Origin of the sequence: Duganella zoogloeoides (assembly GCF_034479515.1) — a bacterium.
GTDB lineage: Bacteria > Pseudomonadota > Gammaproteobacteria > Burkholderiales > Burkholderiaceae_D > Rugamonas > Rugamonas zoogloeoides.
Genome location: NZ_CP140152.1, coordinates 1,458,689 through 1,483,205, shown reverse-complemented (window position 1 = coordinate 1,483,205; position 24,517 = coordinate 1,458,689). Strand labels below are relative to the sequence as shown.

Here is a 24,517-nt window from a genome sequence, read left to right as displayed (position 1 = left end):
CAGGGAAAAGCCGCAACCGCCAGCCACTGTCCTGCAATCCGTCATCCCCGCGAAAGCGGGGATCCATACTGAGCAAGCGCCCACGCGCCAACAAAAAAATGAAACTGTCCCTGTCAGCAGTCGCCATCGCCCTGGCCACCATCACGACCGCACAAGCCGCCACCACGCCCGGCCCCACCACTCACGCCCACGAACTTGCCCCGCTGCCCAACGGCAACTGGCTCGCCCTCGACAAGACCGCGCTGCGCCTGCTGGCCGCCGACGGCACCGAGCGCGCCCACTTGCTAGTCCGCGCCAAGCACCTCGACACCCGTCCGCTCGGCGCCAACACCCTGGCCGTGATTGTCGATGCCAATGCCGAACAGGCAGTGCCCATCCTGGTCGATACCAACGCCGGCACCCTCACCGCCCAGGCGCCGTTCCCCGCACCCGCCTTCGGTATCGAAGCGGCCTGCCTGTATCGCGATGCCCAGCAACTCGACCACCTGTTCCTGGTTGCCAAGGATGGCCAGGCCGAGCAATGGGTAATGCAGGGCGACAAACGTCTGCCGGTACGCAAGCTGGCCCTGCCCCCGCACAGCAAGCACTGCCGTGCCGACGACGCCAGCCACCAGTTGCTGGTGAGCGAGGATGGCACCGGCCTGTGGTCCTATAACGCCGACGCCGAAGGCGCGCCAAGCCGCGCAGCGGTACTGCTCAAGAAACCGTACGGCACGCTGGACAAAGGCGCAGGCGCGCTGGCCATCCTGCCTGGAGGCGTCGCCGTGCTCGACGCCAAGGGCAGGCAATTGCACCTGCTGCGCCAGGAGGCCGGAAAATGGAACACCGTGTCCGCCATGGACACCAATATCAAGGGCGCCGAGCAACTGGCGGTGAGCACCACCGCCGACGGCGCACTGCAACTGGCCATCGGCGGCGAAGAAGCGGCCGGCTGGCAAGTGCGCACGCCGGCCTGGACCGCTACCGCGCCAAAGGCGAATAACAAGGCAATCATCATGCCGCGCGCCCAGACCGAGCCGGTCGCGCGCACCGGCGATGCTGCCGACGACCCGGCCATCTGGCGCAATCCGGCCGACCCACAGGGCGCGCGTATCCTCGGCACCAACAAGAAGCAGGGTTTGCTGGTGTACAACCTGCAAGGCAAGCAGCTGCAACTGCTGGAAGTGGGCCGTTTGAACAACGTCGATGTGCGCCAGGACGTCAAGATCGGCAATCGCCAGCTTGACGTGGCAGTGGCTACCCAGCGCGATGACAACAGCGTGATGGTGTTCACCATCGATGCGCAAGGCACGGTGGCTACCGCCGGCGCTTTCAATACCGGGCTGAAAGATATTTACGGCATGTGTTTGTACCGCCCGGCGGACGGTGGCGTGGAAGCGTTCATCAACGACAAGGACGGCACCTTCCTGCAATACCGCATCGTAGCCGATGGCGACAAGGTGAGCGGCAAGCTGCTGCGCCGCTTCAAGGTCGAGAGCCAGCCCGAAGGCTGCGTGGCCGACGACCGCAACCACCGCCTGTTCCTCGGCGAAGAGCGGCGCGGAGTGTGGACCGTGGCGGCCAAGGGCGATGCGCCGGCCAGGCTGGAGATGATCATGCCGGTCGGCCCGCAACTGGTGGCCGACGTGGAAGGCATGGGGATCTACCATGGCGCCAAGGCCGACTACCTGGTGGTGTCGAGCCAGGGCGACAACAGCTACCTGGTGATGGATGCCAAGGCGCCATATAAAGTGCGCGGCAGCTTCCGGGTCGGCTACAACCTGGCCGCCGGCATCGACGGCACGTCCGAGACCGACGGCCTGGAAGTGAGCTCGGCCAACTTCGGCGGCCCGTACGGCAACGGCATGCTGGTAATCCAGGACGGCTACAAGCGCCTGCCGGACGGCCCGCAAAACTTCAAGATGGTGGCTTGGGACGACGTGGCCAAGGCGCTCAAGCTGGATTGATCGGGCCTGCGCGCCTCGCCCCCAGGCGGAGCCGCTTGTTAAAAATTGTGGCGCAGCCCCAGGTTGTAAGCACGGTCGCCACTGCCGGCTTCGCTGTTATTGGCCACCGTGTAGCCGGCGCCGTTGCGGTTGGAAATGCTGCCATAGACGCCGTACAAGCTGGTGCGCTTCGACACCGGGTACACATAGCCCACGCCCCAGGTATTGGCATCCTGGTTGAACGCGGTACGATCGTCCTTGCGCATGACAGACGCCATCAGCGTGCCAGTCGAAAGCGGCATGGTAAAGCCGAGCAGCGCTTCGCGGCCATCGGTGGACGCGGTCGGCGGCACGCCGCCGTAAGGGTTGCCGGTATTGCCCAGCGGCGCGGCATTGAAACCCTTGTCGATGCCGACCGCAGCAAACAGCTTGATGACGCCGAAGTTGTAGTTGGCCGCCAGCAGCTTGTTGCTGGCCGAACCACGGATCACGGCCGGCGTGGTGGGCGTACCCACCACGTCGTTATTCTTGTGGTTGTAGGCAAAGCGCACCACCAGCGGGCCGTTGCTGTAGCCGAACGAGGTGCCCACCTGGCGGCCTGCCGCTTCGCTGCCGGCCTGCTCGCCGAAACTGTAGGCGACGTCGCCATTCCAGCCGCGCACATCGGGCGACGCATACATCACCGTGTTGTTGGTACGGACGTTGGTGCCCCAGTCGGGGAAGGTGTTCTTGATGGTGCCCGCGTAGCCGGTGGCGAACGGGTCGGCCACCGCCACCAGCGTGTTGTGGTATGGCGTGGTCTGGCGGCCCAGCATCAGGGTGCCGGCAGTGCTCTTCAGACCGATCAGCGCCTGGCGGTTGAACAGCATGGTGCTCGAGGCCTGCATGCCGGTATCGATGCTGTAGCCGGCCTCCAGGATGAAGAAGGCGGACAGGCCGCCGCCCAGGTCTTCGGTGCCCTTGAAGCCGATCCGTGACGATGCTGCCGGACCGCTGGTGAGCTTGGTGACGTTGCCGTCGGCGCCGCCGCGTTCGCCGACGATGCCGACATCGGCGATGCCGTAAATGGTGACGTTCGATTGCGCGTGGACCGGTGCGGCGGCGGCTAAGGCCAGCGCCATGGCGGTGACCAGGGGTGTTGCGAAATTCCGTTGTTTCATGTGTCTCCTCTAGTAGTTATGGTCGCCCCCCTCGCGCTGTTGTTTGGCAAAGTAGTCGATTGCCAGGAGCCGGAACGCGGTGACGGCGGGATTTTCCTGGTCCGGTCGCCAGGCCATGCTCATCTCGGCGGGCGCCACCACGTCGCTCAAGTGCCGGAATTCGACATTGTCGTAATGGAAGCGCTGCGCCGAGGCCGGCAAGATCGACAATCCCAGGCCGGCCCGCACCATCGACAGGATGGTGGGACTCTGGTCGAGGTACTGCGTGATGTGCACGTGTACATCGTTGCTGGAAAAAATGCCCATCAGCCGGTCGTAAAAATACTTGCCATGCACGGGCGAGTGCATGATGAACGGTTGGTCTTTCAATTGCTTCAAGGCGATGGTGGCCGAGGCACACAGCGGATGTCCCTTGGGCAAAGCCACCACCAGCGCCTCTTCTTCCACCAGCATCATGTCCAGCTGCTGGCGCGACGACACCGGGCGCATGAAGCCGAGATCGATGGTGTTGGCATAAAACGCCTCGATCTGCGCCACCGAAATCAGTTCCAGCAGCACCACGTCGATATCGGGCAACTCCTGCCGGGCCACTGCCAGCAAGCCCGGTATCAGCTCGTAGCCGGCCGCCCCCGTAAAGCCGATGCGCACGCGGCCGGTCTTGCCCTTGCTGGCGCGCCGCACCGTGCTTTCCGCCTGCTCCGCCAGGTTCAGCAAGCGGGCGGCGTCGATCAGGAAAATGCGGCCTTCCGTGGTGAGCTTGACGGTGCGGCCCACGCGGTCGAACAGTTCCACGCCGAGGCTGTGCTCGAGCAGCTGTATCTGCCGCGACAGCGGCGGTTGCGTCATGTTCAGCAGCGCTGCAGCGCGCCGGAAATTCAGTTCGGTCGCTGCGGCAACAAAGCAGCGCACCTGTCCCAGGTCTAGCATGGTGTGTCCTGTATGGCTAAAAGGTCAGCCATGATAGCGATAATTGCCTGCAGGACGTGCTCGACTCGCCTCTGTCTTCAGGGTTAAGTGGTGAGGCTGCCTTCGGGGCGCTGCCCGGCCAGGCCGGCGGCCAGGCTGGCCAGCACCATCTCGCCCATGGCCGTGCGCGATTCGACGGTGGCGCTGGCGCGGTGGGCCTGCAACACCACGCGGTCCATCGGGAACAGCGCTTCCGGCACGTTCGGTTCATCGACAAACACGTCCAGGCCGGCGCCGGCGATGGCGCCGCGCGTCAGGGCGTCGACCAGGTCGGCTTCGACCACCAGCTTGCCGCGGGCGATATTGATCAGGTAGCCGTCCTTGCCCAAGGCGTCCAGCACGGCGGCGTTGATGATGCCTTGCGCCTTGTCGGCAGCGGCGGCCAGCACCAGGATGTCGCTGTCACGCGCCAGCTGCAGCAGGTCGGGCACGAAGTTGTACGGCAATTCCGCGATATGGCGCAGGTCGGTGTAGGCGATCGGGCAATCGAAGGCGGCAGCGCGCTGGGCAATCGCCCGGCCCACCTTGCCCATGCCGACGATGCCCACGCGCTTGCCGCTGAAGCGGCGCGACAGCGGGATCGCGCCCGGGTGCGGATTCTTTTGCCAGTTGCCGGTCTTGACGAAATCGTTGCCCGAGCAAATCTCGCGGCACGAGGCCAGGATCAGGCCGATGGCCAGGTCGGCCACGTCTTCGGTCAGGGCGCCGAAAGTGGCGGTCACCGGCAGCTTGCGCGACCGGGCAAATTCGAGGTCCACCGCGTCGGTGCCCACGCCGTTGACGGCAATCACTTGCAGCGCCGGCAGGCTCTCGATCATGGCGTTGGTGATGCCGGTGTGGCCGCCGGTGATCACGCCCCGGATATTGGCGCCGTGCTGGGCCAGGTACGCGGTCTTGTCCTGCTGCTCGAACAGGCGGTGCACGGTGTACAGTTCGTTCAGCTTGTCGTTAATGGCTGGTACGAGAATCGGGTTCAGTTGCAGGACGTGTGGTTTCAATTGGGTCTCCCTGTTAGGCGATGGCAAGCATCGAGATGTGAGCGCATCATGGGATGTTTTGTTTTGCACGTCCAATCCCAAAACGCTATCAGTTGATACACGGTCGGCAGTGATTCAATTTGCGGATCACGTCATGTCGATAAAAGATTGGACGCGACCGGGGCCGGGTGGGAGGATTTGTAGCGCCTTTAAAACCAAATAAAAACATCACTGGAGACATCTATGCGACAGCAATCCACCGCGAGCATGCCGGTAACATCTGAAGCAGCAGCACCGCAGGAAGAAAAGAAGACCAACTACCGCTGGGTAGTGATGGGCCTGATTTTCTGTATCTGGGCCATTGCCTGCGCCGACCGCGCCAACTTCGGTATCGCCCTGCCCTACATGAAGAAGGAATTCCACATCACCAATACCGAAGCGGGCCTGATCGTCAGCCTGTTTTCGTTTGCCTACGCCATCGTGCAAATTCCGGTAGGTATGCTGTACCGCCGCCTCGGTGAAAAAGCCAGCGGCATTTTCCTGGCACTGTGCATGGTGTTTACGTCGCTGTTCACGGCGCTAATGGCGACCACCACGTCCGTGCTGCTGCTGCAGCTCTACCGCGTCGGACTCGGCTTTGCCGAAGGCCCGCTCGGGATCGGTTGCACCAATGTGATTAACCGCTGGTTCCCGCCGCAGGAAAAGGGCCTGGCAACGGGCTTGTGGATTGCCGCGTCCAAGCTGGGGCCGTTGATGGTGCCGTCGGTGTGCCTGATCGTGATTGCCATCTGGGGCTGGCGCGAGATTTTCTACGTGTTCGCCATCCCGGGCTTCTTGTTCGCCATCCTGTGGATGCTGCTGGTGACCAACTCGCCCAGCGAGAGCCGTTTCTGCTCGCCGGCCGAACAGCGCTATATCCGTGGCGAAGGTGCACCGGCAGATGCTGCCAACGCCGGCAAAAAACCGGCGCTGCGCTACCTGCGCAGCATGCCGCTGCTCGACGCCATCAACCGCACCCGCCGCGTGGAGCGCCTGCAAACGATTCGCCAGGTCTTCACTTCGTGGAACATCATCGGCGTGGCGCTTGGCTACGGCTGCATGATCGGCATCACCAACATCTTCATGTCGTGGATTCCGACATACCTGGTGACGGTGCGCGGTTTCGAATCGGTCAAGATGGGCTTCCTGGCCTCGGCGCCGTTCATCGGCGCGGTGACCGGCAACATGATCGGCGGCCTGATCTCCGACCGCCTGCTCGACGGCCGCCGCAAACCGATGATGCTGCTCGGCGCCATCGGCACCACCCTGATGCTGTGCCTGCTGATCAATGCCCCCGACAGCGCCACGTTCCTCGGCGCCACGCTGCTGATCTCGGGTTTGATGGTGGGCATCGGCTTTGCCGGCTACTCGGCGTATGCGATGGGCCTGGTCAGCAAATCGACGTACCCGACCGCGTTCGGCATCGTCAACTTCCTCGGCCAGATCGGTGGCGCGGTGGCGCCGCTGATGGTCGGCATCCTGCTCGACCACTTCGGCTGGAGCAGCGTGTTCCTGTACATGGTGGGCACGGCGTTGCTGTGCGTGGTGCTGGTGGCCAGCGTGGTGGAGCCGGTGGCGGAGCCTGAAATTTAAGGCTGATACCGGTTCGACAAAAGCCCGCAACGCTGCACAGCTTGCGGGCTTTTTTCATGCCGTCCAATTCGAACGGCGCCTTGTGGTGATTGATTGTCCAGCTCGTTTAATAGCGCAGAGCCCGCTAAAAATCGGCCTTGCACTCTTTCAATTTCGATCTATATTGTCCGCTATCGTTACACCTCAACGGGAGCCCGCCATGCCTCTGCATCAGTACGGTGTCCTCAAGGGACGCCCGATCAATCGCCAGCTTGGATCGAACCAGAACGCCCACTATCAAGTCCATGTGGTCGACGACACCACCGATTACCGCATCGCCATCAACGTCAAATCGCAGCTGGCGCCGTCCGAGGTGGAGTACCTGGTGGACGCGCATTTTCAGCACCCGGTGCTGGCGCAACTGGAGGCCTTGCCGGTGGGCTGGTCGCAGCTGGCATCAACGCCCGGTGGTCCCGCGCTCGACTTCATCCGCAGCAACCTGTTTGATCCGCGCAAGATGGTGCCGCTGCCGCTGAGCATCAACGGCCCCGACAACGACCTCAACGAGAAGATCGACCAGCACATCCAGCGCGCGCTGTCCGACGAGAATGCGGTGGTGTATGCGTTCGGCGAACGCTGGGGTCCCGAGGCCGGCAAGAAAGATAAAATCTTCGGCTTTTTGCCCGGCAACGGCGTGCACGACATCCACATGAACCAGGCCAACGCCGCCAACTTCAAACAGGACGACGGCGTGTACCAGGACGGCGCGCTGCTGCTGCATTTTTCCGATCAAAACCAGTGGGTGGGCATCTTCCTGAAGTTTCAGTCGCAGACCTGGCACAGCGACGACCAGACCGGCCACCGCATCGAAGGGGGCGTCAGCGGTCCGCCGTCGGACAACCCCAATCCACCGAACCCGTTCGAGCCCGGCACCACGCCCACGCCCGAGGCGCCGGACGGTGCGGTGCGCATCGTTGCCGCGCTGGTGAATCCGGTCAAGTCGCCGGAAATCGAAACCGTCACCCTGCTCAACGCCACTGCGCAAACAGTGGATCTGGCCGGCTGGAAACTGCTTGACCGCGACAAGAACGCCATGCCCCTGCAGGGCGCGATTGCCGCCGGCGAGGCGCTGCGTGTCACGCTCATTCCGCCGGTCGTGCTGCCCAACAAGGGCGGCATCATCACACTGCTCAACGCCGATGGACTGCGCGTGGACGGCGTGAGTTACACCAAGGCCCAGGCATCGAACCCCGGCTACTCTGTGACCTTCTGATCCGCAAGGAGACGGCCATGCGCGCGCAACGCACCGAAGGCGGCCTGCATGTACAGGCGATTGCCGGCAGTCATGTGATCGTGTTCGGCTTCGACTGGCCCGAGCAACAGGCGGGGCTGTTGCAAGGCTTCGCCATCCACCGTACCGATCACGAAACCGGCCGCGCCGACTGGCTCGAAGCGCAAAAGCGTTACGCCACCACCGATCCCGGCCTTGACAAGGGCACGCGCGTTTCCACCCGCAACCATCCGCTGCAAACCTTCCAGTGGGCCGACTACACGGTGCGCCCCGGCGTCGATTACACGTATCGGATCGTCGCGCTCGGCGGCACGCCGGCTGCGCTCGCGGCGCTGGCCGAAGTGGTGGTGCCGGTGCGCACGATTACGCGCACGGCGTCGGGCCACGCGATTCACTTCAATCGCGGCGCAATTGCCGCCCAGGAGTATGCCAGGCGCTTCGCCAACCGCGCGCCAGAAGATGTGCCCAACAACCAGGCTTTCGAGTGGCTCAGCCGTGGCCTGTTCGAATCGTTGCTGGCGTTTATCGCCGAGGCGCAAGCCGGCGACGCGCTGCACGCGGCCATTTACGAGGCGCGCCACCCGCCCGTGCTCGACGCCTTGCGCACAGCGCGCGAACGCGGCGTGGAGGTGCGCATCGTGTTCGACGCCAAGGAAAACGGCGACGACGACAGCCCCTCGTATCCACGCGAGGAAAATATCGGCGAACTCGACATGGCACACCTGGCCGACATCGGCATCGCGCGCGAGAAAAATCCCAGCTATATCGCCCACAACAAGTTCATCGTGCTGTCGAAACAGGGCGCACCGGTCGCGGTGTGGGGCGGTTCGCTCAACTGGTCGCAGAACGGCTTCTTCGGCCAGCTCAATACCGGCCACGAAGTATGGGACGCCACGGTGGCACAGCAGTTCCTCGCCTACTGGCAAATGCTTGCAGCCGATCCGGCCAGCGTGGCGCTGCGCGAAGCGATCACCGCCGCGTTCCCGCTGCCGGCGCAATGGCCCGACGGCTGCACGCCGATCTTCAGCCCGCGCAAGGAGCGCGACGCGCTCGACCGCTACATCGACGCAATACCCGCTGCCGATGCGGTACTGCTCACGCTGGCGTTTTCCATCGACGGCCGGCTGGGGCAAGCGCTGTCGCCCGAGCATCGCGGCGTGCGCTACGTGCTGATGGACGGCGTCAAGGGCAACAAGCAGCAGGTGGAAAAGATCGGCCGCATCGTCAAACAGATCCGCGCCACCGAGAGCGGCCGCGTGGCGATGGGCGCCTACCTGCGCACCAACGCGCTCGACCAGTTTCTGCTGGAACGCAGCAACGCCATGGCCCAGCACGTGCAATTCATCCACACCAAGTTCATGCTGATCGACCCGCTCGGCAAGCGGCCGCTGGTGATCAGCGGCTCGGCCAATTTCAGCCTCGCATCGAGCAAGCAGAACGACGAGAACATGCTGGTCATCGCCGGCGACCACGAAGTGGCCGACATCTACCTGGGCGAATTCATGCGCTCGTACACGCACTACGCATTCCGCGACGCGGTGCGCGCGGCCATGGCGTCCGGCACTTTCTTCGCCAGCAATCCGCTGGTGGAAGATTGCAGCTGGGCGCAAGCGTATTACCGCGCCGGCTTTCGCAGCCGCCAGCGCACCTATTTTTCGCGCAGCACGGTCTGACCCCCGCCTGCGATTTCACTGCCGTTGTTCAACCAACAAGGAGAATCATCATGAGCGAACTGGCCACCAGCAGCAATCCCCTCAACGCCAAGTATCCTGAAATCATCACGGAGACCGAGACCGACGAACGCGAGGAATCAACCGAAGAGCAAAAACTCGTCTATGAATCGGGCGCGCCGCGCGGCACGTCGATCATCAAGAAGGTTACCGTCAGCAAGATCAAGATACGCACCACCACGCCTTACCTGGGCACGGTATAACCGGCTGCGCGCGATGACTGCCCGCCTTGCCTATGTGCCGGCCATCGCCGCCGCACTGCGCGACCATGGCATTGCCGTGGTCGCTGGTGCGCATGGGCTGGGCCTGCGTGCCACGGCCCGCAAGGCAGTCGAAGCCGACCGCGAAATATGGGAGCTCGACGGTGACGGCCACGCGCACGGCTGCCTGGCGGGCTTCGAACCGCTGGCCCTGCAGTTGCTGGATGAGGCCGAGCGCCACCACCCGGCGCTGGTGGCTGCGCACGAGCAAAGCCTCAAGCGCCTGTGGCCACGGCGCGATTCGTCCGCTTACGCGCTGCCGCGCGACCTGACCAGCACCTCGGTGCGCGACGAACGCACGCGGTTTTATCACCACGAATACCAGAACAAATTGCTGGTAGGACTGGCCGAATTCATGCTTGCCGTGCTGGCTGTCCGCCGGCAAGCGGTGGTGGTGGTGATCGACAATGCGGAGCGACTGCCGCCGACTTCGCGCAGCCTGCTGGCGGTATTGCGGCGGTTGCAGGAACGGTCAGCCCGACTGCCGGGGAGAACGTGCTGCTTACAGTGCGTCCTGCTGGAACGCGGTGACGCGAACGGGCTCAATGGCAGCCATACCGGCTGCAATGCCGACCACGATACCGGCCGCTCTACCGGCCAACATGCTGGCTGCGATACCCGCCGCTCTACTGACCACAGTGCCGGTGGCGGTACCGGCAGCTTTGTCGATTGCAACAACGGCGGGGATACCGGCCGCGCTGCCAAGCACATCACCGATCCCGTCACCATCCGGATCGCGCCGTTGACGCTGGCAGAGTTCGAAGCAGCTACCGACCTCGTCCACCTCACGCCATTCCAGCGCGAAACGGTATATCGCCAGTCCGGCGGCAATCCGGCCACCTGCCGGGTGCTGGCAACGTGCCTGGGCCACGACCTCGGCAAGGCTGCCACGCTGCCGGTCACCACCGTCATCGATCTGTACCTTGGCACGCTGGATATGGCGCGCCGCCGCGACCTGGCACGCGACTGGGTGGCGTCGAGCTGCCAGGGCGACCTGATCGCCCAACGCAACGCCGCCACCCTGCCCGCCGCCGAGCTTGATGAGCTGCACCATGCCGCGCACGTGGCCGCGTGGCAGCGCCACACAGCCGGCCAGGGGCCGCTGGTGCTGGTCCATGCGCTGGCGATCCGCGACCCGCTGCGCCGGCTGCAAGCGCTGGTGGAACCGTGCGACGTGCTGATGGGCATAGGCTTGTACGACACCTGGTTCGATTTTTTTGCCGAACTGTTTTCATCGGACGTACTGCGCCGCCAGGGCAGCGGCGACGACGCCATCAACGGCCTGTTCATCAACGCCGCCTTCGTGCTGTACGCGATGGGTTACACGGCCGCCGCGCTGGCCTTGCTCGACGATTTTCTCACCACCTTCCCCGCCAGCCGCTTCGTGCCCACCGCGCTGTACGCGCAATCGATGACGTACGGCCGCTACCAGGTGCCGGTGGACCTGCCGGCAGCGGAAGACTGCGCCGTGCGCAACCTGCGCCTGATCGCCGAACAATTCGCCGACCATCCGCGCCACACCTACATCAAGGTGTTCGCCGAAAACGCCTATGCCTACATCAAGGCGCGCCAGGGCAAGTTCGACGAAGCGCTGGCCCTGTGCGAGCACGGCATCGCCGAGATCGTCAGCGCCTATGGTGAAGACCAGTTCCAGCTGCACCGCTCGATCCTGATCTACAACACCAGCCAGGTGTACGAGCTGGTCAACGACCTCGAACGCGCCGAACGCCGGCTGCGCACGGCGATCGCCTGCGATCCGTTTTATGCCGAGTACTACAACGACCTCGGCAACCTGCTGTCGCGGTCGCACGGGCGCGAGGACGAAGCGCTGGACGCTTACGCGCGCGCGATCGCGTTGTCGCCACCGTATTACGAAGCGCATGTGAACCGCGGCATGTTGCGGGCCGAGCTCGGTGACGTGGAGGGCGCCGCCGCCGACTTCGAGCGGGCGCTGGTGATCAAGCCGGCCGAGTGGCGGGCGTTCAGGGAGTTGGGCAACTTGCGGCTGGTGGCGGGCGATGCGGCCGGAGCGCTGGCGGCGTACGACGCGGCGCTGCAGATCGAGGCGCACGATGCGGATCTGCTGGCCAATGCGGCGGTGGCGGCGTCGGAGCTGGGCGACAGCGCGCTGGCGATCAGGCACTGCCAGGCGGCGCTTGCCATCGATCCGCGGCATGCGAATGCCCGCGATAACCTGGCGGCAGAGTTGGCGGCGCTGAGTTCGCCTGATAGCGTGCAGCGGTATTTCCACCTGACTGAGGAGCAGGACGCTGCTGACTGACGCAGGGAGACAGATGACCAAAAACGATGTCGGCATAAAACGGCAATGCGTTTCACCCTCCAAGTGGTTTTAGTTTTTTATCACGCACCTGAACATCACATAAATTCTCAAAATATTGCATTTGATCAATGAAAACTTTGCTTATTTTAGTTAGGCTCGTTTCCTCCTGGTATGTTTCAGTAAGGAACAAGCATGCGGCGCTACCACATTACATTGGGTGATTCCACGACGGTCGGCGGTAAGGTTACGTCGGCTAACAGTAACGGCAGCATCAATGGCAGATGCATCGCTCTGGAGGGGGACTTGGTAATATGTCCTGCGTGCAAATTCAGCGGGAAAATCACGTGTGTCGGCCCCCGTATCCCGGAAACATGGAATGGTAAAAAAGTCGCCCTTGAAAACGACCTTTGCATGTGTAAGTGCTCGCCTCCTCCAAAGCTCAGGCCAAGTCAAAGCCTGCGCTTTCAGGTGATCGAAAGCTCTTTATCGCCATTGGCGACTCGGGACGCGAAAGCATCTAGCGCCGAAGACGAAGACATCTTGGAGCAAGTATTTTACATTCATGATGAGAACAACACCGCTGTTGGCGGATTTCGTTATGACCTCTATATAAATGACAAGATTCATGTCAGCGCCGTCGAACTTCAGGATAGAAATACAATTGTCGTTCAAGGTGACAGTCAGCGATTGACTTTGGTGACATGGCCAATTGCTGACGAAAGTAACGAAAATGTCTGAACCGGCCAAGGAGTGCACGCAACCGCTGGATGCCGAGGTGAGATTGCTTGCAGCGATAACGTATGGAGAAGCCTCAACCAAGGACGATGCAGACGAGATGTTCGCATTGGCAAGCGTGCTTGTCCGGCAGAAAGATGCGAGAGGATATACGAGTGTGGCCAGCTTCGCAGCTAAAGAGAAAACATTTGCTTACGCCGCTATCGATGGGAACGTTCGATTTCAAAAACTGATGAAAGCTTCTGAGCAAGAGATTGCGCAGCAGGCAGGCTTAAGGACCGCAGTTGCTGCAGCAGTCAACGCTATAAATGGCGGGGAAGATAAATCCCACGGCGCCTATTTTTGGGATGGCGCGGATATCAAAACCAATTATACGCGTCACTTCAAAGTGAGACGTGGCATTAAGTTCACGGATTTGGCTCATAATATTTATACGATCAAGGAATCGAAAAAATTAATCATCCTATCGAAAACGACCAAGACTCGAAATAGGAATACGGGACAAATATCGTCCACAACAGAAGAAATCGGCCGATTTGATCACCAGTACGATTCGACTGCAGCTTACGGTGGCACTATTTTCTGGAAGTTGAATCCAGAGTTTCTGATGGTGACGCGAGGTAGGGAATACAAATGAAGTCGGTTTGCCTTTTGATTTTTCTTTCAGGTGTCTTCCTCGAGGTGCAAGCCAAGCCGCCATCGCGGGCGGCGGTTATAAGCTGCTTGTCGGCAAAGTCAATCTCCGCGGCGACAAGGTGGACGCTCCTGCCTGACGAAAAAATTTACTCCGAACCCGATTACATGGATGGCTTCAACGCCATCTATTACATCAAATCAGGGAGCAAGGCGATAGGATATGCCGAGCGTGGCCAGATTAAAGCTATCCTGTACGGCAATCAGCTCTTTCCCCTTGATAAGGCCCAGCCGCTGTCAGGCTTCGCGCCTACTCCCACTGAACTGGATCCCTTTGTAGCCGAGTGGTCGGTCGTAACTGATCGTGGCACCAACTTTTTGTGCATCAGCTTTCCGTATGGAGATCTCGGACTGAGCGGCAGTTTCCAGAAAAATCGAAGTGCTTATCTGTTGGCAATGGGCAAGGCAAGGACACCGCGTACTTTGTATTCCGCCACCGGCAATCTCGACGCCTTGGTGACGCATCGAGACAAGCACAGGTGACCTCGCTACACTTGGCAATCCGACCGTTTAGATGTGAGCAACGACGCGCACGCGCCCAAGGCTGGTCAGGCCAACAGGGATATCTGCGCAAAGCGCATCACTGCACCGCCCCCTCCCCTGATCAACCCAGTGGCGGATTGCGCGCCGTGACGATCCACGCCGCGCCGGCAAGCACCACCGACCGCTCGCCGGGGCAGCCCGCGAAAGCGGCACGAACGGCGGCCGAGGCGCGGGCGCGAATGTCGTCGGGCTGGTCGACAAGCACGCGCGCCAGTGGGCCCACCTCGAGCGTCATCTTTACTGCATCGTCGAGCGCAGCGTCGCGCGTCCCGCCTTCGCCGAACGGAACAGCGGCATCGAAGAGCGCGAGAGCGATATCGGTGAAACCGGCGGCTGCCAGGATTCCCGTCACCCGGTCCCGGTCGGCGAATGAAAATGGGCCCGGTGCTTCGGGGTCGGGTGCCGCGATTGGCGCAACGATGCCCTGCAGCGCGGCCATCGGCAGGCGCACCCACTCGTTCTCGGTCGCGCCGCGCCAGCAGACGAATGCAATCCGCCCGCCCGGCCGCAGCGCCTGCCGCAGGTGAGCGAACGCCCTGGCCGGATCGTCGAAGAACATCACCCCGAAGCGCGAGAACACGATGTCGAACGCGCCCTCCGGCAGTTCGACGCTGCTGGCGTCGGCGACCTGGAACCGGACCGGCGCATCGACTGGTGCCAGCGCGCGCGCCCGGCCGATCAGTGCTGCGGATATGTCCACGCCGAGCACGTGCCCCTGCGCACCCACGCGGGCGGCAAGGGCCAGACTCGACGCACCGGCGCCGCAGCCAACGTCCAGCACGCGCTCGCCTGTCGCGGGCGCGACGGCTTCGAGCGCGGCCTGGCCGAACACCGCCGCCATGGCGTCGAGCCGGGCCTGGTTGGCCACCCAGCGCCCGCCGCCTTCGCCATTCCAGTTGGCCACTTGATCTGCATTTTTCTCTGTCATGGAAGTTCCTTGTCTTCACGAAATGCCGGCAGTCGCCGTCAAGCATCGCGGGAGTCCGCTTCGTCGGCGCCATCAGGCGTGCAGAGGTCGATAAGCACCAGCGGCGCGGTTGCGATGCCAGGTTGGCGCTGAAACGGCACTTGCTCGTCCAGCGACTTGGCGTCGGCCATCGTGATCCGATCTATTGCGATATTGCCAGATGCATGCTCGATGCTGCTTCAACAGCAAGCGCGGGCAGTTGCGCCGCCGAAGCAGGAATCGATGCGCTCAGACCAGCATCGACTGCTGGGCCGAGATACCGGCCGTTGCGCCTTGCGAGATTGCCGTGGTGACCGAGGCCATCAGGGGGTTTGCAAGGTCGCCGGCAGCGTAAATGCCGGGGACGCTGGTTTCGCGGCGCTCGTCGACCTTGACCGCACTGCCGAGCGCTGTCTCGACCATGGCCAGGCCCAGTGCTTCGTGCAGGCTGGCAGACGGCTTGTTGCGCGGATGCGCGAACACCATATTGACCGCCACACTGGCCGCGGTATCGAGCCTGACCGTGGCATGATGGCTGCCGTGCCCCACGATTTCGGTGATGCGGCCGTCGACGACAGAGATGTTGCGGCGCGCCAGATCGTCGCGGACATCGGCTGCGAGGTCGTGACCGTCGGCAAAAACCGTCAACGTCGTGGTCCAATCGCGGTACAGCCTGACATAGTTGTGCGACTGCGGGCCGGACCAGATGAGCCCCCAGTGCTGGTCGGCGACTTCAAAGCCGTCGCAATACGGGCAAGGCACGATGGACTTTCCCCAATTTTCCGCAAAGCCCGGAACATCGGGCATCTGGTCGGCGACGCCATAGCTGAGGATCAAGCGACGGGCCGTCAGGCTTTCGTGATCGTCGGTGACGACCCGAAAATCGTCGATGATGCCGGAAATGCTTTCGGCCCGCGCATTGACCAGCTTGATCGTTGGATAGCGCGCCAGTTGCTGGCGCGCCTCGGCCAGGATGTCGAGCGGCGGTTTGTGATCGTGGCCGAGCAGGCCATGCGAGTGGCCGGCGAAGCGGTTGCGCGGCCGGCAAGTGTCGAGGACCGTGACCTTGCGGCGGGCACGGCCAAGCTGCAGGGCCGCGGCGAGGCCGGCAAAGCTGCCGCCGATAATGATGACGTCATTCATGGTGGGGACTCCGTGTTGTGGATGAAGAGTACGCCTGGCGTCCAGGCTTGCAGCTTTTAGATACTACGTGGTATCCTAATTATAGAATTGGATACTGTCAAGTACTGGAATTTTTTATGACTGAAAAAAATCACACCCGGCGCGGCCGCCCTGCCAACGAGGCGCTGGGCCAAACCATTGCCAACGCTGCGTCCGAGCTATTCGTGGAACTGGGTTTTCAAGCGACGACCATGGACAAGGTCGCCCAGCGGGCAAAGATATCCAAGCTCAGCATCTATCGTCACTTCGAGAACAAGGAGGCGCTGTTTAGCGCCGCCATCGCGGCCCACTGCCACCAGTTTGCGCCACTGGCGCTTATCGAAGGCATTGATGGTTCGGCGGCAGACCAGCTCATGCTGGTGGGGAGATCCCTGCTGCGTACGCTGTTGAGCCCGGACGTGCGCAGTGTCGAAGCCATGCTCATGGCTGACCAGACGAATCAAAAGTCGCTGAGCAAGCTCCATTACGAGGCGGGCCCCGCCTATGTGATCGCCCAGATCGAAGCGTTATTGCGCCAGTTGCACGCCAAGGCGGCCCTGAAGGTGCCCGACCCGCACCAGTCCGCACGCCTGTTTGCCGCGCTTTTAAAGGGATCGGACTTGATACTCAGGGCGCGCTTCGATGAGGCGACCGCCGGGGACGACCACGAAATCGACGCCTACTGCCGGTCGGCCGTCGCCATGTTCATCGCCGCGCACGGTGACGAAGACCATGCGGGCGGATAAGGGGCAACCTGACTGCCTCGAGCGCCCAGGTCTAGAGGTCGCCAAGCGCCGATGCGGGCGCGTGCTCGCGTCCCTCTCGCCACTACCGATTGCAGGCAATGGTGACCTGGTTCTGGCCGACGTGCCCCCCTTTCTGGTACGTGAACGAGCACGACCGCACGTCGTCATCGAGCCGCCTGGCCAGCGTGATTTCGTCGGACGTGCCATAACGGCAGGCCAGCCATTTACCAGCGGGAAAAATGCCAGCCAGGTCGTAGGTGTAAGTCCTGCGTTTGGGCGGTCCCGACTGCCGGAAGCCGGCCAATTCGCCCCGCTCTTCGGGTGGTCCACTGGTTGGTGCAGCGCTGTGCAGATAAAACCTGCTGCCGATGGACGCCGTCCAGCCGGCAGGTGGACCGGTCAGTTCAACACGTGCAGGTGTAATCGATTCAGGGCATTGTGGCTCTGCCGCAGCGCACGTGGTCGCATACAGAAACAGCGGCACCCCCAATAGATGGACGAGATATCCTGGTCGCTGTTTTTTGAAGTCGGGAGTGGTCATGGCGTTACCTCATTCAATGACCGAGAAAGCATCGGCGTTATTACATGCAGATGGTGCCCCACGACGTGGTGTATGAAGACTTCGCCAGAGATGGCGTTTAGGAAGGCCGCGAGAAGGTGGTCATTGTGATTCTTGAGGTAATGTTGGGTTTACGAAGACCTTAACAAAACCACTTTGAGGAACCACAATGACCGACACCACTATCGCATTATCTGAGCTTGCCGAAAAGGGGGCAGATGCAGATTTCATCCGCCAGACGCTGCAGCACGCTCTGCAGCGACTCATGGAAATGGACGTCGAGGCGCTTTGCCAGGCAGCTTACGGCGAGCGCAGCGACGAACGTATCAACAGCCGCAACGGTTATCGGGACCGCGGCTACGAAACCCGGGCCGGCAAAGTCGACTTAAAGATTCCAAAGCTCCGTACAGGCAGCTATTTCCCCGGATTTCTCGAGCCGCGCAGGACGGCCGAGAAGGCTCTCACGGCAGTGATCCAGGAAGCCTATATTCAGGGAATCTCGACCCGCTCGGTCGATGACCTGGTCAAAGCCATGGGCATGACCGGGGTCTCGAAAAGTCAGGTATCACGGCTATGCGAGGAGATCGATGAGCGCGTGCAGACCTTCTTGAATCGACCGATCGAAGGCGATTGGCCTTATCTCTGGATCGACGCCACCTATGTGAAATCACGCCAGGCCGGCCGTGTGGTCTCGGTGGCCGTGATAATCGCTGTAGCAGTCAATACCGATGGCGTGCGCGAAATTCTCGGAGTAGCGACCGGCCCTTCGGAAGCGGAGCCGTTCTGGACCGACTTCCTGCGCGGTCTGACCCGCCGTGGTCTGCGTGGGGTGAAACTGGTGATCTCCGATGCGCATGAAGGCCTCAAAGCGGCAGCGAGCAAAGTGCTCAAAACGAGCTGGCAGCGCTGCCGGGTCCATTTCATCCGTAACGCGCTGGCCCATGCCGGTAAAGGTCAGCGGCAAGCCGTGCTCGCCATGATCAATACCATCTTCGTGCAGGACACTGCGGAGGCGGCCAGCGTGCAATGGCGCAGCGTCGCCGATCAGCTACGGCCAAAGTTCCCCAGGCTCGCTGCCATGATGGACGATGCTGAACATGAAGTGCTGACATTTATGACGTTCCCAAAAGCGCATCGGACGCAGATCCACAGTACCAATCCGCTTGAGCGGCTCAATGCCGAGGTCAAACGAAGGACCAACGTCATCGGCATTTTTCCCAACGATGGCGCCATCATCCGCCTAGTAGGCGCCATGATGCTCGAGCAAAACGACGAGTGGTCATTACAGCGCCGTTACATGCAGCTTGAAGGATTGCAGTCCTTGAGCGACAATCAGCCTGCACGGCTATCCGCTGTGATTAACTGATCGGGAACCCAGCCCCTCGAGAATTACTTCTCATACACCACTTCTGGGGACACCATCTACATGCATCGATATACCTCCCATCCTTGCCTTTACCCTGCGAGCGGATCAAACGTATTGAAATTTTGGTTTTGTTATCGGCTCTCCATTGGTCGGCGATATACATTCCACCGCTTGCAGGACCGACGTATAGCGCGGCATGATTGCCGTGCGCCTGGTTCGGGTATCAGCCTTTGACAAATGTGGCAATCGCAGTGCCGGCCTTGATATCTGCATTCCCCATGACGGTGTCGCCTTGACGCCAACGCGCTGTCGTGGGGGCAAGGGCAAGGTGCTGGCAGCGCTGCCGGGTTCATTTCATCCGCAACGCGCTGGCCCATGCCGATAAGGTCATCGACGAGGCGTGCTCGCCATGATCAATACCATCTTCGTGCAGGACACTGCGCAGGTAGCCAGCGTGCAATGACGCAGCGTCGCCGATCAGCTACGGCCAAAGTTACCCGAGCTCGCTGCCATGATGGACGATGCTGAACATGAAGTGCTGACATTTATGACGTTCCCAAAGGCCCATCGGAGGCAGATCCACAGTACCGATCCGCTTGAGCGGCTCAATGCCGAGGTCAAACGAAGGACCAACGTCATCGGCATTCCCCACGATGGCGCCATCATCCGCCTGGTCGGCGCCATGATGCTCGAGCAAAACGTTGAGTGGTTTTTACAGCGCCATTACATGCAGCTTGAAGGATTGCAGTCCTTGAGCGACAATCAGCCTGCACTGCTCTCCGCCGTGATTAACTGATCGCGGACCCAGCCCCTCGAGAATCACTTCTCATGCACCACTTCTGGGGACACCATCGATTGATCTAGCTGATCGGATGAAATACGCGCGCCTGCGGCGCGCGACGCCGGGCGCAAAGCGCTCGGCAGATGGGCGATTCGAAGCGGGATGGCCCGGTAGGGCCATGCCCTTCAAATCTCACACGCAAGGCCCGCAGGGGCCTTGCTCGCTTCCGCCCAGCAATAAAAAAACCGCCTGACGGCGGTTTATTTTATTTCCTGGCGGAAGCGGTGAGATTCGAACTCACGAACGGCGCAAACCGTCGGCAGTTTTCAAGACTGCTGCCTTCAACCACTCGGCCACGCTTCCTAGTGCGGGGCATTATACAGATTTCGTCCCGCTTTGGCGACGAAACCACCCCATACCCTACGTAACGGCCACAATTGCGAATGGTTCTCATTTTCTATACCATGCGCACCTGACCTAGCTCTCCTCAAGACAACCATGACACCTACCAGCCGCCCTCGCTACTTCCTGCTCACCCACGCCCTGCCCCTGGCCTGCCTGCCCGGCCTCGCAATGGCGCAAGCGCAACCGGACGACGTGCAGGTGTTGCAGGCGGTGCAGATCACCGGCGCCCGCGCAGACGGCTTGCTGCCGACCACCACCGAGGCCGGCAGCTTTCGCGGCTCGAACATCATGGACGTGCCTTCCACCGTCAACGTGGTCACGCGCGAGCTGATCGATCTGCAGGCAATGGGCGGCTTGTACGATGCGGTGCGCAATACCGCTGGCGTCACGCGCCAGCAAAACGGCGGTGACACCTGGGACCAGCTGGTCATTCGCGGCATCGCGGTGGAAAACCGTACCAATTACCGCCTGAACGGATCCATGCCGATCATGAACTTCTCGCAAGTGGCTATGGAAAACAAGGAGCGCGTGGAAGTGCTCAAGGGCGCGTCCGCCCTGTACTACGGCTTTACGTCGCCGGCCGGCGTGGTCAACTTTGTCACCAAGCGCGCGGGCGGTACGCCGGTGACCAGCGTGGGCCTGACGGTAGACCAGAACGGTACGGCGGTGGCCAATGCCGATGTGGGCCGCCGCTTTGGCGATCAGCAGCAGTTTGGCGTGCGCATCAATGCTGCCGGTGGCACGCTGGGCTCGTACCTGCGCGACGTGGGCAATGGCAATCGCAAGTTTGTCTCGGCCGCGCTGGACTGGCGCGTGAACAACCGCCTGCTGCTCAAGGCCGATCTCGAACATGACCAGCGCCGCGTGACGGAGCAGGCCGGCGTGGCGCTGCCTGCCGCTGTCAATGGCGTGATCACGCTGCCGCGCGCGGTCGATCCGAAGGCGCTGATCGGTCCGGACTGGGCCCGCTTCGAGGCCACGACCAACAATGCCCAGCTGCGCGCCGACTATGCGCTGGCCGACGGCTGGGCCGTGACCGTGGAGGCCGGCCACTCGCAAACGGCGCGCGACCGCACGCTGCCGATCTTCCGCCTGAATAACGCTGCCGCACTGGCCACCGGCGCCGGCCGCATTACCGGCAATATGCAGCACAGCGTCACCGGGTCCGACCTGCTGCGCGCCGAGGTGGTGGGTAATCTCCGGACCGGTCCGCTCAAGCACGAGCTGACGGTGGGCGTTGCCCGCACTGAAAAAACCCAGGACCCGATCTACCAGAGCAACTACACGATCGCGTCGCAAAACCTGTACAACCCGGTGACGATTCCGCTCTCGAGCGTGGTGTTCGGCGCCAGGCCCGCCACGCCGACCACGGCTGCGCTGAAAACAAGCGACAAGGGTATTTATGCGCTCGACCGCATCGAGTTCTCGCCGCAATGGCAAAGCGTGCTGGGCGTGCGTCACTCGTCGTACCGGAGCGACCAGGGTTCTACCCACTACGACGTGAGCAAGACCACGCCGATGGTGTCGCTGATCTATAAACTGTCGCTGCAGCTGTCGTTCTACGCGTCCGCCGCGCGCGGCCTGGAGGAAGGCGAAACCGGCCCTACCGGCACCGTCAACCAGAGCGTCAAGATGGCGCCCGGGGTGAGCAAGCAGAAGGAACTCGGCGCGCGCTGGCTGACCGCCAACGGCACGCTGGTGTCGGCCGCACTGTTCGACATCAGCCGCCCCGGCTATTACACCAACGCCGCCAACTATTTTGTGGCTGACGGCGAGCAGCATTACCAGGGCCTGGAAATTTCCACCCAAGGCAAGCTCACGCGCCAGTTGTCGTGGCAGACGTCGGGCCAGTTGCTCAACCCGCAGTTCGAACACACGACCGCCGAATACAACGGCAAGGCGCCGGAAAATGCGTCCAAGCGCACGGCCAGCGCCTTCCTGTCGTACGCGTTCGATACCGTGCCCGGCCTGTCGCTCAATGGCGGCGCGTATTACTACAGTGCGCGCCCGGTCAACGATTTGAACCAGGCATTCCTGGGCGGCGTGACGCTGTTCAGCGCTGGCGCACGTTACGTCAACCAGGTGATGGGCCGGCAGACCACGTGGCAGGTCAACGTGGAAAACCTGGGCGACAAGCAGTACTGGGCCGGCGCCGGCACCCGGCTGGCGGCCGGTGCGCCGCGCCTGATCAAGCTGAGCATGAAAGTGGACCTGTAACGAAAGGCGCGCAAGAAGGTTATCTGTCGCCAGCGCTGCCGACCCGGTGGCGCAGCGCCGTCAGCGCGACGCCGGTTCAGGCAGCGCGCGTGGCGTGGCCCGGCGCCCAGTTCTCGCGCAGCGCCTGCTCGAAGGCGTCCGCCTCCAGCGGCTTGGCAAACAAATATCCCTGCACTTCGTCGCAGCCGCTGTTTTTCAGGAAGGCCAGCTGCTCCACGGTTTCCACGCCTTCGGCGATCACCTTGTGCTTGAGCTGCTGGGCGATGCTGATGATGGTGTTGGCGATGGCGCAGTCGTTGGCGTCGCTCGGCAGGCCGATGGTGAACGACCGGTCGATTTTCAGGGTGTCGATCGGGAAGCGTTTCAGGTACGACAGGCTCGAGTAGCCGGTGCCGAAGTCGTCGAGCGAGAGCGTCACGCCGATGGCGGTGATGCGGTCCATGATGCCGATCACGCGGTCGATGTTGTGCATCAGCGTGCTTTCGGTGATTTCCAGTTCCAGCCAGGTAGGCTCCAGGCCGTAGCGGTCCAGCGTGTCCTGCACCCGGCCCGGCAACGATGACGTGAATTCGCGCGCGGAGACGTTGACTGCCAGCCGGATCGGCGGCAGGCCGGCGTCTTTCCATTGCTTGGCCTGGGCGCAAGCCGCTTCCAGCACCCACTCCCCCACTTGCACCACCAGGCCGGTCGATTCGGCCAGCGGGATGAATTCGGACGGCGGCACCAGGCCGCGCACCGGGTGGCGCCAGCGCACCAGCGCTTCGGCGCCGATGATCCTGCCGTTCTCGATGCAGAACTTGGGCTGGTAGTGCAGCAGCAGTTCGCCGTTGCCGAGCGCGGCGCGCAGGCCGGTTTCGATGCGCATGCGTTCCTGCATGCCCTGGTTCATGTCCTGGCTGTAGAAAGCCACGTGGTCGCCGTCGCTGCCGCCCTCCTGCTTGGCGCGGTACATGGCGATGTCGGCCAGGCGCAACAGGGTTTCTGCATCGTCGCCGTCTTGCGGATACACGCTGATGCCGACGCTGCCGCCCACGCGCAGGTCGTGGCCGTCGATGATGATCGGGGTGTTGAGCGTGGCCAGCAGCTTTTGCGCCACCATGCTCGCTTCGAAATGCTGGCCGATGTCGAACAGGCCCACGGCAAATTCGTCGCCGCCGAGGCGGGCCACCAGGTCCTGGTCGCGCAGCACGGTGCGGAAGCGGCGCGCCACTTCGCACAGCAGCGCGTCGCCGATCTTGCGGCCCAGCGTGTCGTTGATCAACTTAAAACGGTTGAGGTCGATGAACAGCACGCAGCCGTGCAGGCGGCCGCGCTGGGCCACCATCAGCGCCTGGTCCACCAGCTTGGTCAGCAAGGTGCGGTTGGGCAGGTTGGTCAGCGCGTCGTAATAGGCCAGGTGGTGGATGCGTTCTTCCGCCATCTTGCGTTCGGTGATGTCGGTCAGGTACGCGATCAGGCCGACCGAGCGGCTGTTGCCGTCGCACAGCGGCGACAGCGACAGGCTGGCCCAGAACACCTCGCCCGATTTCTTTTTGCGGCGCACTTCCATTAGGCGCCCGCCCTGCTCCACGAACGGGTCGTCGAAGCCCATGTCTTCGTCTTCGTACAGGAACAGGATGTTGCGGCCCAACGCTTCCACGGCGGTGTAGCCGAACAGCCGTTCGGCGCCCTTGTTCCAGCTAAGGATGAAGCCGCTCATGTCCATCGTCACCACCGATTCGTGGATATGGTCGAGGATCTGGGCCTGGTGCTGCAACTTCGCTTCCACCTGGCTGTACGCGTGGGTACTGCGCTGGGCCAGCGAGTGCACTTGCAGCACGCTGCCGGCCAGCGTGGCCAGGCTGGCCAGGTGCTGGCGGTCGAGGTCGCTGTAGTCGAGGCGGCCCGAGACGGTGAAGCGGCCGAAGTACTTGCTGTCGAACCAGATGTCCTGGGTGAGCGTGGGCACCGGCGCGTCGTTGGCGGCGTGGATTTCGGGCGCCGGCAGCTTGGCCAGCAGCGACGCAGCTTCGGCCGGCAAATATTCGCCGAGCGGACTGCCGGTCACGCTGCGCACGATGCGTCCCAGTTCCTCCACCAGCGCGTGGCCACGCAGCCGCAGCACGGCGTCGCAGAGGGCGGCGCTGTTGGCGATGAAATCCGTGACGGGGTGGCTGCGCATGGT

General features: G+C 62.4%; 20 protein-coding genes, 1 tRNA gene and 2 pseudogenes. 13 read left to right on the top strand and 10 right to left on the bottom strand.

Annotated features, from left to right (window positions below):
* The first annotated feature begins 98 nt into the window (after window positions 1-98).
* Entirely contained in the window at window positions 99-1,946 is a 1,848-nt protein-coding gene (locus SR858_RS06510; RefSeq protein WP_019921935.1) for a phytase, read from the top strand.
* Window positions 1,947-1,984: 38 nt separating this feature from the next.
* On the opposite strand, the gene SR858_RS06505 is transcribed toward SR858_RS06510, so the two are convergent.
* From SR858_RS06505 to SR858_RS06495, 3 genes are all read right to left on the bottom strand, one after another.
* Window positions 1,985-3,085 (bottom strand): porin, encoded by a 1,101-nt coding sequence (locus SR858_RS06505; RefSeq protein ID WP_322534508.1) that lies wholly within the window; start codon window positions 3,083-3,085, stop codon window positions 1,985-1,987.
* Between the two features lie 9 nt (window positions 3,086-3,094).
* Window positions 3,095-4,012 carry a LysR family transcriptional regulator gene (locus tag SR858_RS06500; protein ID WP_019921933.1) on the bottom strand — a complete coding sequence of 306 codons (918 nt, stop codon included), beginning with the start codon at window positions 4,010-4,012 and terminating at the stop codon, window positions 3,095-3,097.
* 83 nt (window positions 4,013-4,095) lie between these two features.
* Window positions 4,096-5,049: a 2-hydroxyacid dehydrogenase gene (locus tag SR858_RS06495; protein ID WP_019921932.1), complete on the bottom strand. Its 954-nt coding sequence runs from the start codon at window positions 5,047-5,049 to the stop codon at window positions 4,096-4,098.
* Between the two features lie 246 nt (window positions 5,050-5,295).
* Here SR858_RS06495 and SR858_RS06490 point away from each other — a divergent pair, with 246 nt between their 5' ends.
* The 8 genes from SR858_RS06490 to SR858_RS06455 all read left to right on the top strand — a co-directional run bounded on the left by SR858_RS06490 (window position 5,296) and on the right by SR858_RS06455 (window position 14,112).
* On the top strand, window positions 5,296-6,660 hold the full coding sequence (locus SR858_RS06490) for an MFS transporter (protein ID WP_019921931.1): 1,365 nt from the start codon (window positions 5,296-5,298) through the stop codon (window positions 6,658-6,660).
* Window positions 6,661-6,859: 199 nt separating this feature from the next.
* Entirely contained in the window at window positions 6,860-7,912 is a 1,053-nt protein-coding gene (locus tag SR858_RS06485) for a DUF2278 family protein (RefSeq protein ID WP_026637302.1), read from the top strand.
* Between the two features lie 17 nt (window positions 7,913-7,929).
* Window positions 7,930-9,603 (top strand): phospholipase D-like domain-containing protein, encoded by a 1,674-nt coding sequence (locus SR858_RS06480; RefSeq protein ID WP_019921928.1) that lies wholly within the window; start codon window positions 7,930-7,932, stop codon window positions 9,601-9,603.
* A gap of 50 nt (window positions 9,604-9,653) precedes the next feature.
* Window positions 9,654-9,863, top strand: a complete 210-nt coding sequence (locus SR858_RS06475) for a hypothetical protein (protein WP_019921927.1) — start codon at window positions 9,654-9,656, stop codon at window positions 9,861-9,863.
* Window positions 9,864-9,876: 13 nt separating this feature from the next.
* Complete coding sequence (locus SR858_RS06470) at window positions 9,877-12,201, top strand: tetratricopeptide repeat protein (RefSeq protein ID WP_051120316.1); 2,325 nt, start codon at window positions 9,877-9,879, stop codon at window positions 12,199-12,201.
* A gap of 192 nt (window positions 12,202-12,393) precedes the next feature.
* On the top strand, window positions 12,394-12,939 hold the full coding sequence (locus tag SR858_RS06465) for a PAAR domain-containing protein (protein WP_084669961.1): 546 nt from the start codon (window positions 12,394-12,396) through the stop codon (window positions 12,937-12,939).
* The gene (locus tag SR858_RS06460; RefSeq protein ID WP_019921926.1) at window positions 12,932-13,573 is read left to right on the top strand and encodes a hypothetical protein; all 642 of its coding nucleotides are present in this window, start codon (window positions 12,932-12,934) and stop codon (window positions 13,571-13,573) included. Before SR858_RS06465 ends, SR858_RS06460 begins: the two co-directional genes overlap by 8 nt.
* Window positions 13,570-14,112 carry a hypothetical protein gene (locus SR858_RS06455; RefSeq protein ID WP_019921925.1) on the top strand — a complete coding sequence of 181 codons (543 nt, stop codon included), beginning with the start codon at window positions 13,570-13,572 and terminating at the stop codon, window positions 14,110-14,112. The genes SR858_RS06460 and SR858_RS06455 overlap by 4 nt, the downstream gene beginning before the upstream one ends.
* Before the next feature lie 121 nt (window positions 14,113-14,233).
* On the opposite strand, the gene SR858_RS06450 is transcribed toward SR858_RS06455, so the two are convergent.
* From SR858_RS06450 to SR858_RS06440, 3 genes are all read right to left on the bottom strand, one after another.
* Window positions 14,234-15,100 carry a class I SAM-dependent methyltransferase gene (locus SR858_RS06450; RefSeq protein WP_019921924.1) on the bottom strand — a complete coding sequence of 289 codons (867 nt, stop codon included), beginning with the start codon at window positions 15,098-15,100 and terminating at the stop codon, window positions 14,234-14,236.
* Between the two features lie 38 nt (window positions 15,101-15,138).
* The gene (locus SR858_RS06445; RefSeq protein ID WP_019921923.1) at window positions 15,139-15,270 is read right to left on the bottom strand and encodes a hypothetical protein; all 132 of its coding nucleotides are present in this window, start codon (window positions 15,268-15,270) and stop codon (window positions 15,139-15,141) included.
* A gap of 97 nt (window positions 15,271-15,367) precedes the next feature.
* Entirely contained in the window at window positions 15,368-16,261 is an 894-nt protein-coding gene (locus SR858_RS06440; RefSeq protein ID WP_019921922.1) for an NAD(P)/FAD-dependent oxidoreductase, read from the bottom strand.
* Window positions 16,262-16,377: 116 nt separating this feature from the next.
* Between SR858_RS06440 and SR858_RS06435 the strand changes: the two genes are divergently transcribed.
* A complete protein-coding gene (locus SR858_RS06435; protein WP_019921921.1) occupies window positions 16,378-17,025 on the top strand; it encodes a TetR/AcrR family transcriptional regulator in 648 nt (215 codons plus the stop codon).
* Window positions 17,026-17,107: 82 nt separating this feature from the next.
* Here the strand turns inward: SR858_RS06435 and SR858_RS06430 are convergent, their stop codons facing one another.
* Window positions 17,108-17,566: an STY0301 family protein gene (locus tag SR858_RS06430; protein WP_154819856.1), complete on the bottom strand. Its 459-nt coding sequence runs from the start codon at window positions 17,564-17,566 to the stop codon at window positions 17,108-17,110.
* A gap of 187 nt (window positions 17,567-17,753) precedes the next feature.
* Between SR858_RS06430 and SR858_RS06425 the strand changes: the two genes are divergently transcribed.
* Window positions 17,754-18,950, top strand: coding sequence for an IS256 family transposase (locus SR858_RS06425; RefSeq protein WP_154820175.1), 1,197 nt, complete (start codon window positions 17,754-17,756; stop codon window positions 18,948-18,950).
* On the opposite strand, the pseudogene SR858_RS06420 reads toward SR858_RS06425, so the two are convergent.
* Window positions 18,943-19,230: pseudogene (locus SR858_RS06420) on the bottom strand (BPSL0067 family protein). The gene SR858_RS06425 and the pseudogene SR858_RS06420 overlap by 8 nt on opposite strands.
* 52 nt (window positions 19,231-19,282) lie before the next feature.
* Between SR858_RS06420 and SR858_RS06415 the strand changes: the two are divergent.
* Window positions 19,283-19,746: pseudogene (locus SR858_RS06415) on the top strand (transposase); the annotation flags it as partial.
* Window positions 19,747-20,004: 258 nt separating this feature from the next.
* On the opposite strand, the gene SR858_RS06410 reads toward SR858_RS06415, so the two are convergent.
* A tRNA-Ser gene (locus tag SR858_RS06410) sits at window positions 20,005-20,094 on the bottom strand.
* Between the two features lie 135 nt (window positions 20,095-20,229).
* Here SR858_RS06410 and SR858_RS06405 point away from each other — a divergent pair.
* Window positions 20,230-22,353 (top strand): TonB-dependent siderophore receptor, encoded by a 2,124-nt coding sequence (locus SR858_RS06405; RefSeq protein WP_019922552.1) that lies wholly within the window; start codon window positions 20,230-20,232, stop codon window positions 22,351-22,353.
* Between the two features lie 76 nt (window positions 22,354-22,429).
* Here the strand turns inward: SR858_RS06405 and SR858_RS06400 are convergent, their stop codons facing one another.
* A complete protein-coding gene (locus tag SR858_RS06400; RefSeq protein ID WP_019922553.1) occupies window positions 22,430-24,514 on the bottom strand; it encodes a putative bifunctional diguanylate cyclase/phosphodiesterase in 2,085 nt (694 codons plus the stop codon).
* Window positions 24,515-24,517: the final 3 nt, after the last annotated feature.